The following is an 11,167-nucleotide window of genomic DNA, read 5'->3' on the forward strand; positions in this document are numbered from 1 at the left end:
TGGTTCTTCTCTCACCTTCTGTCAAAAGGGGGCCTGTGTTCAATCAGACCTCCTCTTTTTTCTTTGATTTCGACGATTTAGTCTAAACTCCAGTTAAAAGCATCGGGGTTGGAGTCAGATTTCTTTTCGCGCTGGTCAGGTTATTACACCAAAGCTCTCAATTCTCAGCAGGAATTAGGAGTAACAAACCAAACATTTTCAGTATTACCCACGCTGTTATCTGCTCTTTCTTCGATGTTTTTGTTGGTTGTCGGTGGTTTGCGGGTAATGGATGGACATCTCAGCATTGGGATGCTCATTGCTTTTCAAGGTTTAATGTTAGGTTTCCAGCAACCTGTTAACAATCTCGTCAACTTTGGTACTACTCTCCAGGAATTAGAGGGGAATTTGATTCGGCTGGATGATGTGCTGGATAATCCTGTAGAAGGAGTGGGGAGTGGGGAGTGGGGAGTGGGGGAAGCAGAAAAGCAGACGAGCAGAGGAGCAGGGGGAGTAAATTCTCCCTCATCCTCCTATCTTCTTCCCAAACTACAGGGATATGTGGATTTGCAGAATATCACTTTTGGTTATAGCCGGCTGGAAGCGCCATTGATTGAAAACTTTAATCTCTCAATTAAGCCGGGACAGCGAGTAGCTTTGGTAGGTGGAAGTGGTTCTGGGAAGTCTACTATTGCAAAACTGGTGAGCGGACTTTATGAATCTTGGGCGGGTGAAGTTTGCTTTGATGGTAAACCGAGAAAGGAGATTTCCCAACAACTACTAACCAACTCTGTGGCAATGGTGGAGCAGGAAATTTTGCTGTTTGGTGGTACCGTTCGGGACAATTTGACCCTCTGGGATACTACTGTACCAGATAAGAACCTCATGCGGGCTTGTCAAGATGCCGCGATCGCTGATGTAATTCTTTCTATGTCTGGAGGATTTGATGCTGAACTCATAGAAGGTGCTGCTAATTTAAGTGGTGGTCAACGACAACGCTTAGAAATCGCTCGTGCTTTGGTGAATAACCCTTCCATACTTGTCATGGATGAAGCCACCAGCGCCCTAGATGCAGAAACAGAACAAATCATTGACCAAAATCTCCGTCGCCGAGGATGCACCTGCATAATTGTCGCTCACCGATTAAGCACTATCCGCGATTGCGATCTAATTATTGTTCTAGAACGCGGAAAGGTTGTACAACTTGGCACTCACAAAGAATTATGGCAAGTTGACGGTGTATATTCGCGGTTAATTCGCACTGAAGGGTAAGCGGTGGAAGCATGAGAAAGATGAGGAAAAGAGTTAGAACTTAAAGTTTCAAGCTCAAAGGCTCAAGTTTCAGCCTCAGAACTTCAAACTCTCTCATCTCCCTACATTTTTCCCAGTTTTTTCTGGAATTTTTAATTTTTATTAATTTTTAATTGATTTCTCCTTATTCCAAAATGCTAATACACGGTCAGGTTTACATAATTAATGGTAATGAACCGATTCTACTGAATGACCCTTCTAGAGTTTGGGTGGTTCAGTCTGGCACTATGGCTTTGTTTGCTGTCACACTCAAAGATGGCGTTATCGAAGGAACTCGCCGTTATCTATGCAGTATTAATCAAGGTGAAGCACTTTTCGGAACTGCTAATCAACAGTATCAGATTTTAGCAGTTCCAATTGGAGAGATAGAATTACTACAAGTTCATCAAGAATGTTTTCGGGAGTTAGTAGCCAATGCAGATGCAATTGCTCTAACTTGGATAGAAACATGGCTGTTGCAACTCGGTGGTGTATTCTCCCAAGTTACTATGCCAAAAATTCAGGTGAAGGCTAAGAAAGAAGTGCGATTTTCCTTAAATAATGCTCAGACTTTCCAGCCAGAAGCAGGTGTAATCTGTTGGGTACAACTTCACCAAGGAACTGTCCGCTTTCTGGGGTTTGAGGAACTCACCTTAACGCCAACCACTGCAACTTTTCCCCTGACTGATAAAATGTGGTTGGAAGCCGTGGAGGGAGTTCAACTTACAACTAACACTACCAGCGAATTTCCAAATCCAGATACACTGCTGGCTGGGTTATCTCAGTTGCATACTCAACTCTTGCAATGCATCAATATTATAGATGAGCAAGAAGCACAAACAGAAATAATCCGGTTGCGCGATCGCCAACGCCTAAATCGTCAAGTCACGGCGGAAGCTTTAGGCGAACTAGCATCAACCCTGAATCCCCAAGATGGGGACTTTTTCTTAGAAGGTACTCCTTTATTGGTGGCCGCTGGTGCTGTAGGTAGAGCGATGGGGATAAAAATTCGTCCCCCGTCTCGTTCTGAAAACCTCAAGCGGCTCAAAGAGCCTTTAGAAGCAATTGCTCGATCTTCACGCATTCGGATGCGGCGGGTGCTGTTGCGAGATAACTGGTGGGAAAAGGATTCTGGTCCAATAATCGCCTACACCCAAGATAACCGCCCAGTCGCACTACTGCCGATGTCTGCAACTCGTTATGAAATTTTTGACCCGGTTGAACGTATCCGTGTCAGAGTGGATGAACAGATAGCTGCAACCCTGGCTCCCGTTGCTTATATCTTTTATCGCTCTTTGCCGGATAAAGCACTCCAAGCTATTGATATATTCAAGTTCACACTTCAAGGACATAGCCAAAGTCTGTTGGCAATTGTATTTAGCGGCATTGCGGTGACGCTGCTAGGGATGATTACACCTTATGCCATGTCCATTATTATAGATAATGCAATTCCCGATAGCGATCGCGGTTTATTACTGCAAATCGGCTTAGGTTTGCTGGTTGCAGCTTTGGGTACAGCTTTATTTCAGCTAGCACAGGGGTTTGCTCTGTTGCGGATGGAATCGGCTGGGGATGCTTCCACCCAAGCGGGGGTATGGGATCGATTGCTCAACTTGCCAGTGTCTTTTTTCCGACAATACACAACTGGGGATTTACTCTCTCGCATCACATCGGTAAGTACAATTCGCCGCAAACTCAGTGGGACAACTCTGATTAATTTGATTACGAGTTTGTTTGCACTGTTTTATTTGGGACAGTTATTTTATTACAACTACAAATTAGCTTTCATCGCCGTTGGAGTTGCGGTAGTTGCGATCGCTTTTACCACCCTCTCTGGTATGCTGCTGTTAACCAAGGTGCGTCCACTGCTGGAAATCCGGGGTAATATTTTTGGGCAGACAGTACAGCTAATCAATGGTATTTCTAAACTGCATATTGCTGGCGCACAAGAACGCGCCTTTGCCGCTTGGAGTAAAAATTACACTCGCCAAATTAAGCTGGAACTGAGTACACAACGCATAGAAGATGCCGTTGTCCTGTTCAATACAGTTATGCCCATACTGACTTCTGGAATATTGTTCTGGTTTACGAGCAAACTGCTGGAAGCTCCGCAAACTTCAGGAACAGTTGAATTATCTCTTGGCACCTTCCTAGCTTTCAACACAGCTTTTGGTAACTTTACTAGAGGTACTACAAACCTCAGCAATACAGTTACAGAAATTTTGCAAGTCATCCCCCAATGGCAACGCACACAGCCAATTTTGGCAACTATCCCAGAGGTGGATATGTGCAAAGCTGATCCCGGTAGACTCATAGGGAAAATTACTGTAGACCATGTTACCTTTTGTTATCGCAGTGATGGCGCACTAACATTAGATGATGTGAGTATCTCTGCCGAACCAGGAGAATTTATTGCTCTAGTAGGTGCTTCTGGTAGTGGGAAATCGACTTTACTACGATTATTACTGGGATTTGATACTCCAATTGCAGGTGGTATTTACTACGATGGTCAAGATTTATCTGGATTAGATATGGATGCAGTACGCCGACAATTGGGCGTGGTTTTACAAAATGGTCAGCTAAATTCCGCTTCCATTTTCGAGAATATCGCAGGTGGCGCACTGATGACCTTAGATGAAGCTTGGGAAGCAGCGCGGATGTCTGGATTTGCTGATGATATCACCACCATGCCTATGCAAATGCATACTGTGGTCAGCGAAGGGGGTAGTAATCTTTCTGGAGGACAACGCCAAAGATTGTTGATTGCTCGTGCTTTGGCATTAAAACCACGGGTTTTATTTTTTGATGAAGCTACCAGTGCCCTTGATAACAAAACTCAGGCTATTGTGAGTGAAAGTTTAGATAAATTACAAGTTACCAGAATTGCGAGCGCTCATCGACTTAGTACCATCCGTAATGCTCACCGGATCTATGTACTCCAAGCAGGTAGAGTTGTCCAACAGGGAACTTTTCATGAGCTAGCTGCTGTTGAAGGTCTATTTTCCCAGTTAATGGCTCGGCAAATGGGCTAGTTACTTGAGATTTATGAAAGCTGCGGATACATGATTTGTCCTACACCACCACCAACCAATCGCACACCACAGACCTACACTCGTCTGCAAAGTTAACCCAAACCTGCCACTGCCCCAAGTATGCGTTCCAGTAAGGCTCTCCATCAGCAACGCCGACAGCCTCCCCGATTGTGGAGACTAGCTGTTGGTAGAACTGACCAGCGCTGTCGAGTCCAAGGCGCATTTTCAGCTTCAGCCCCTTCCAGCCTTGGACAGTCGAACTTTCCACTGGCGTGAGTGTTTGAGGAATATCTTGGGGAGTGGTGTCAATGACTGGTGTAGTTGTACTTATATTATTATTAGTGACTGACACCGACTCACTAAGAAACACTTCATCCCGATTGAACCACTGGCGAAAAATCGAATCACGCTGATCATCAGGGGCAACAAACTGATAAACGCATTCCCGGTTTTCACGCTTACCCAAGCGACCGACATAATCCAACTTCAAATCAATCTTCGCAAGTAGTTTCTGTGCGATCGCTATGGGAGTAAATTTTTCCGAAATGGTGACGTTTAAACAAGTTTTGATGAGATACCGATTCTTCATCGCCGCCTTCTTCAACTCCTGCATTGCCTCGTCAGAAGAGCGTAACCGTTCCCCAGACGTAAGCAACTGCAACAAGTTCAGTCTCTCCAATAATAAGACAGCAGTCAATAGCTGCCCCTTGTTAAAATCCGGCTTCCAGATAGCATTATTCCCGGCTTCGGCTTGCGCCTTAGCCCGTTTAGCATCACGGTTGGTCAAAAACTCTCGCCCCAGCGTCAAATAATAGTGCATCCGCAGTTGGGGATACCACCCATCGTCATCCTTCTCAACCAAATCAGGCGTAACTTCAACTTCATAACGACGGGACAATTCCGCCTTGCGCTGCTGATGTCGTTCGGTCTTGGTTTTCGCTCTTGTGTCTTGCAGCTTTTTGAGTTCGGCATCAGAGATGGTTGGAGAATCCGCGATCGCCTGACATTCAGCAGTATACAATTCCTGACTAGCCGCTTTAACCGACTCGATTACAGCCCCACTCTCATCGTCATCAACATCATCGGCATCAATAATGATATATCCATCTTCGACCAAACCCGCAAGCACAGACTCTCGATAACGCCGCATCTCAACGTTGATTACAGAACCACGTTTCCCCCAAGTCTGCAAAGACTCCGGTTGAAAATTCTGATCAATATAGCTCAAATCCGCATTATCCGCCGCCGACAACAGCGCAATGTTTGCTTGTGTTGCGACGTGCTGACTTCTGAGCAATCCTCCTATTGTTGTGGAACCATTGCCCACAACCGACATCCCCCACTCTCTGACCCAAATGTTACGGTCAACAGTTTCCCTAACCCTTGCCAACATCTGCCGCACAGAGTTAACAGGTTGCACTCCCTGAAATATCCCCCAAACATCATCAAAATGTCCTCGAATGTCGATGGATACCCCAGTTTCTAAACTTGGGGAGGCGATAACTAAATCGTACTGGGTAAGAATTTCGTTCAAGTGAGCGATACAACCGAAAGCCGCATGAGATGGATCAGCAACGGATTCGCTATCAATTCGCAGAATCCGTAATTTTTAATTTTTAATTGGAGCGAAGCGACATGACCATTGGTATTTGGGTTCTCGGAGATCAACTTTGGTCACAGCAGTCAGCACTGCAAAGTTGCTTGCAACAAAAGCAACAGACTCCTGTGATTTTTATCGAATCTCTTGCCCATGCAGGGCAACTTCCTTATCACTTGCAAAAACTGGTATTGGTCTGGTCAGCCATGCGTCACTTTGCTGCCGAATTGCGATCGCTCGGCTTCCCAGTAACATACGCTCAAAGCCAAGATTTCAATACACCTTTACTCCAATGGATTGAGCAATACCAAATTACCGAACTGCGGGTGATGACTCCAACAGATCGCCCTTTTGCTGTGTTGATTCAAAAGCTAGAACTTCCAATTCAAGTCACTTTTACACCCAATAATCGCTTCATCTGGAGTGACCAAGAGTTTCAACAATGGGCCAGTGGTCGCAAACGTTTAATCATGGAAGACTTTTATCGTCAGGGACGGCGGCACTTCAACATTCTCATGGAGGGCAACCAACCTGTTGGTGGTCGATGGAACTTTGACAAGCAAAATCGCAAACCACCAAAAGGCAAACTGACTTTACCCGAAGCTTTATGGTTTGAACCAGACTCAATTACACAAGATGTGATTAACTTCATTAAGCAATCTGAGGCATTCCAGGACAATCAAAGTTACTGGCTCCTTGAACCATTTCGCTGGGGTGTAACGCGACAGCAAGCACTACAAGTAATGAAGTTTTTTATCGAAACACGTTTGTCTTCATTCGGGCCATACCAGGACGCGATGGTAACTGGCGAACAGACAATGTGGCACGCGATGCTTTCTCCCTATCTCAATATTGGATTGCTTCATCCCTTAGAAGTTGTTCAGGCGGCACAGCTTGCATATTTAGACAACAGCAGCGACTGGGAGCTAAACAGCATTGAAGGCTTTATCCGTCAGGTGCTTGGCTGGCGAGAGTATATGCACGGTGTTTATGTTTACTTAGATGATGACTATTCAGAACGTAACTGGTTTAACCACACTCATCCTCTGCCTGCTTTTTATTGGACTGGCGATACACAGATGAATTGTCTGCACCAAATTCTAACTCAGGTTAAACAAATAGGTTATGCTCATCATATTCAACGGTTGATGGTGTTGAACAACTTTGCAATGATAGCAGGTATCTCCCCCCAAGAACTTGAAGACTGGTTTCATGCTGCTTTTATTGATGGCTACGATTGGGTAATGCAAACCAATGTCATTGGTATGGGGCAGTTTGCGGATGGTGGAATGATTGCATCTAAGCCCTATGCTGCTTCTGCCAACTACATCAACAACATGAGCGACTATTGTAAAAATTGTGCTTATAATCATCGCCAGCGCAGTACGGATAATGCTTGTCCTTTCAACTTTTTTTATTGGGACTTTCTGGCTCGTCATTATGACTTGCTCAAAAATCAGCCACGCATGACTCAAATCTTGCGTAACTTAGAGCGAATCTCTTTTGATGAGCTTCAAATAATCGGCAATTGCTTTCGTCCAAGAAAATCCTCTAGTTCAAGGGGTGGCTCGTATTCAGAGGCTTGGTCAATAAACCAGAAACCAGTTACATACACCCATACAGGCCAGTCACGAGGTCTTGGGATGACGTGTGAACTAAATCCATACAATACGGGGATTCGTGATACATTTGCCGGAGTCTTCTGTCTGAAGCGTCTGCCCAAATATGGCAAGGGTGGCAATTTCAATGTTTCTGTTCTGAAGTGATTGAGCAGTGGACGATATCTTTGCCAGTGCAAAAACTCTACTAGTAAGTAGGTGGCATAGTTGATTAATTTCTTTAGCGGGTTTTTAGTTATTTGAGCAAATCTCAAAAACCCAAACATCCCTGTAGGAGTCAACGGTAGAACTGATGCAAAAAAGCAAGGTACGCCTAATTTCTCTGCGATATGATATCCAAAGGTAGCTAACGGCGTGTAGATAATTACCTCACTTCCCTGACACGCACTCCAAGCTGATTCCAACTGTTGAAGTAAAAGCTTATCTCCTTCTTCTTTTTTCAACTTTTCTCCCGCAATCAATCGCTGCCCTTGTTTCGATTGCAAAAACTCTTGCATATTGCCGGCGATCGCCGCAAACTTTAAATCGAACTTCCTCACAAATGGCTCAAAGTTCTCATGCGTTGCAACCGTTACTTCATGCCCAGCACGTTTCAAGCCAATAGCCAAAGCGCAGTATGGTTGCAAATCTCCTCTTGAACCTACTGTTAGGATCGTAATCTTCAGTTTCCGGTTTGGTGCTATAGGTAGACTTTGGCTCAAATGCTTTTTCAAAAATGAAAACTCCAGTATCTAAAAATTGTACTAATTTACTGTGCCTATCTATCAACACACTACAATTAAGACAAAGAACTTCATCAACCTCAAACAACTGACATTTGTCGGTTTCATGATTAATGCTCTAGTTGAACAATTCGTTGAAAAAAGTAACCACTTCCTCTTGCTGTGAGTATATATTCTGGATCTTCCGGGTCATCTTCTAACTTCGAGCGCAAACGTGAGATATGCACATCCACCACACGAGTATCTGCATGTTGTTCTGCACTATAACCCCACACTTGCTGTAATATTTCTCCACGGGTAAAAGATTTGCCCGGATAGCTCATCAATAATTCTAGTAAACTGTACTCTACACCCGTTAATGGAATCCGCTCACCTGCTTTGTAGACTTGTCGCTTATTGGTATCAATTTTGAGATTGTCTACAACCATTACTCCCAAATTAGAAATAGCAGCAGTAGTTGTTCTATCGTTTCTTCGTCGCAGCAACGAGCGAATTCTTGACTCTAATTCCTTGGGAGAGAAAGGTTTCGCCATATAGTCATCAGCACCTAGCTCTAATCCAGTGATCCGATCTGCTACATCTGCCAAAGCTGTGAGCATGATAATTGGTACGTCTGATTGTTTCCGTAATTCTTGACAGACACCGTAACCATCCAGCTTTGGCATCATCACATCCAGAACGATTAAGTCGGGAGTTTCTTTACGAAAGGCTGATAAAGCTTCTTCACCATCACTAGCTGTAACTACACTGTAGCCAATCATTTCTAGACGCGTCTGTAAAATTCGGCGAATGCTGGCTTCGTCATCTACTACTAAGATTGTGGCTTTATCACCTGATAAGTTTCTCAACGCTGTTCCTAATGAGCGAGAACTCTTAACCCTTCATTATCTGCTTATTAGGAGTCAAAAGCGCAAAACAGTCTTTAAGTACAGTCATGAGGAAAGAAGCGATGCCTGCGGCGAGCTACGCTAGCCCTTTCAAGGTGTGTTATTTTGCAGCTTTTTCTGGTTTAGAATCTTAAAAGTTGAGACATGGGGCTTGTTCTTGAGGTAAGTTCGTTTTGGTTGAGCTTTCTTCGGATCTCGCGGATGACGGCGAAAAGTTCTCAGTTTAACAAGGCCTGCCAGATGTTTGAGAGTTTGTGATAATTCTGTGAAGGTCATGTTCTGAAAAACACACCACTCATCAGGGGGAATCGCAATCATCATCCCTCTGTAAGTACCCTTGATTTCATCGGCTAAATAGTAGCTGGAAATTTCGGCTTCTATCTTCTCAGTTCCATGAACACTTCTGAGGGCTGCCTGAATAGTAGACAACACGTTATAGGCGACTAAAGCGATGCAAAAGGTAAACAAAGCAGCTTTTGGATAGCCTAGTGTATTAATCTCGCAGCAGAGATTCTCCGTCAGGACTTGAAACAAGGTTTCGAGCTTCCAACGTTTGCGGTACATTCCAGCTATCAACAATGAAGAAGCGACATCAGATGGCAGATTTGTGAGAATAAAAATTTTCCTGTCTCCATCACGATTAGGCTGCTTCAAGCAGACCTTAACGCGGCGTGCCTTTAACAGTTGACCATCATCGGCACTTAAAATGATGTTCTGCTCAGACACGATACCGGTATCGCTTTGACCTACCAAACGAAAATCATCACTCGCCTGCCAAGGCAGACTTTGATGTTGCCGGATAATAAAGTAGCCTTGGCCTGCGGCAACACCAAATAAGAACTTGAGTGTACAAAAATTCCGGTCTGCGATCCAAACATCATCTTCTTCAACACTCAGTAGCACTTCGTCAAACAAAGAACGTTCTTGGGCATGACCATCTTCACAGGGAAATACGTCCACTGCCAACATCAAACTTGGATCAAGCACAACCAAAGATTGCCCTGGCAATGGGGCACTACTAATATCACGTAGCACTTTCAGACGGTGTTCGCTGCTAGCGATCGCATTCCCATCAATAATTTTTACTCGATAACCTGGTAGCAAATCAGGCATTGTGGCATTGAGGTGTCGAATCGTAGCTTCCATTTGACCAGCAACCTCTCTGACTAGCTCCCCACTGGTACTTGGTTCGATACCATTGATTTTGTTGTAGACCGAGGTAACTGAAACACTGATTTTTTCCACTGATGCTTGGTGTGCTGCGTGTACTGATGGATGGACTCCGCAGACCACAAGGCGAATCTTATTAACTACTGTGGAGAATAATAGCTCACGAGTGTACTGGTTTTTGGCACTACGTTCAAATAATTCATCAAGGATTTGAGGACATAATGCTTTCTCTAAAAGTCCACGAACCATCACCGATACTGGACTCTCTTTTACAAAACGCTCAAACACCTGCCCTAGCAACATTTTTTTCTCCACCCAATAGATTTGCACCTGTTTTTACCAAACTACAAATCTGCCCATCACACAACACCTTGAAAGGGCTAGTCCTAGAGTATATAAAAGTATATCTCTTTTATACATACAAATTTTCTTCGAGCAAAAGTAAATATTTATACCTACGATTATTTCTCTAGGTAACAGTGGTAATGAAAGTGCTTCTTGCTGGATGAAAGCGGCGGGTTTGGTTAATACCTCATCAATTACTGAATAGATATTCAATCGTTCGATTGAACATCTATTCCAGTTTCAACTCCAACTGACTCTATCAGGTTTTCTGACGGAGTAAACTCATCAATTAGCGTAATTATCACTGCTGCCGCAGGCACTGCAAGTAGCACACCAATAAATCCAAATAGCTTACCCATGACCAAAAATGTTACAATCACCATCACTGGATGAATATTAACTTGCTGACCCATCACCAAAGGCTGAACAATATGGGCATCTATTTGATTCATTACAAAGAAAAGTATCAACACAAATACTAACTTTAGCGGTGAAATACTCAATGCTACTAATGCTGGTAAAAAAG

6 protein-coding genes and 2 pseudogenes are annotated in these 11,167 nt (G+C 44.0%); 3 read left to right on the forward strand and 5 right to left on the reverse strand.

Features of this window, described 5'->3' with window-relative positions; all coding sequences use genetic code 11:
• Positions 1-93: 93 nt before the first annotated feature.
• Positions 94-1,251, forward strand: a pseudogene (locus V7K45_RS08210) (ATP-binding cassette domain-containing protein); the annotation flags it as partial.
• 173 nt (positions 1,252-1,424) lie between these two features.
• Positions 1,425-4,301 carry an NHLP bacteriocin export ABC transporter permease/ATPase subunit gene (locus V7K45_RS08215; RefSeq protein ID WP_335002190.1) on the forward strand — a complete coding sequence of 959 codons (2,877 nt, stop codon included), beginning with the start codon at positions 1,425-1,427 and terminating at the stop codon, positions 4,299-4,301.
• A 40-nt stretch (positions 4,302-4,341) separates the two neighbouring features.
• Here V7K45_RS08215 and V7K45_RS08220 read toward each other — a convergent pair whose 3' ends face one another.
• Positions 4,342-5,901 carry a plasmid replication protein, CyRepA1 family gene (locus V7K45_RS08220; RefSeq protein WP_335002201.1) on the reverse strand — a complete coding sequence of 520 codons (1,560 nt, stop codon included), beginning with the start codon at positions 5,899-5,901 and terminating at the stop codon, positions 4,342-4,344.
• A 35-nt stretch (positions 5,902-5,936) separates the two neighbouring features.
• Between V7K45_RS08220 and V7K45_RS08225 the strand changes: the two genes are divergently transcribed.
• Positions 5,937-7,664 carry a cryptochrome/photolyase family protein gene (locus V7K45_RS08225; RefSeq protein WP_335002192.1) on the forward strand — a complete coding sequence of 576 codons (1,728 nt, stop codon included), beginning with the start codon at positions 5,937-5,939 and terminating at the stop codon, positions 7,662-7,664.
• A 128-nt stretch (positions 7,665-7,792) separates the two neighbouring features.
• On the opposite strand, the pseudogene V7K45_RS32935 reads toward V7K45_RS08225, so the two are convergent.
• From V7K45_RS32935 to V7K45_RS08240, 4 genes and pseudogenes are all read right to left on the reverse strand, one after another.
• Positions 7,793-8,230 (reverse strand): annotated as a pseudogene (locus V7K45_RS32935) (glycosyltransferase); the annotation flags it as partial.
• Positions 8,231-8,349: 119 nt separating this feature from the next.
• The gene (rpaB, locus tag V7K45_RS08230) at positions 8,350-9,087 is read right to left on the reverse strand and encodes a response regulator transcription factor RpaB (protein WP_335002194.1); all 738 of its coding nucleotides are present in this window, start codon (positions 9,085-9,087) and stop codon (positions 8,350-8,352) included.
• A 129-nt stretch (positions 9,088-9,216) separates the two neighbouring features.
• Positions 9,217-10,599 (reverse strand): transposase, encoded by a 1,383-nt coding sequence (locus V7K45_RS08235; RefSeq protein WP_335002196.1) that lies wholly within the window; start codon positions 10,597-10,599, stop codon positions 9,217-9,219.
• A 251-nt stretch (positions 10,600-10,850) separates the two neighbouring features.
• Positions 10,851-11,167: AI-2E family transporter (locus tag V7K45_RS08240; protein WP_335002199.1), on the reverse strand; the 317-nt coding region annotated here is incomplete at its 5' end.

This window comes from Nostoc sp. (genome assembly GCF_036917375.1).
Classification (GTDB): Bacteria; Cyanobacteriota; Cyanobacteriia; order Cyanobacteriales; family Nostocaceae; genus Nostoc.

What these genes read in the sequence shown, in the direction of transcription:
- V7K45_RS08215 (WP_335002190.1), top strand. Translation starts at nt 1,425, where the DNA reads ATGCTAATACACGGTCAGGTTTACATAATTAATGGTAATGAACCGATT.
- V7K45_RS08225 (WP_335002192.1), top strand. Translation starts at nt 5,937, where the DNA reads ATGACCATTGGTATTTGGGTTCTCGGAGATCAACTTTGGTCACAGCAG.
- V7K45_RS08235 (WP_335002196.1), bottom strand. Translation starts at nt 10,599, where the DNA reads ATGTTGCTAGGGCAGGTGTTTGAGCGTTTTGTAAAAGAGAGTCCAGTA.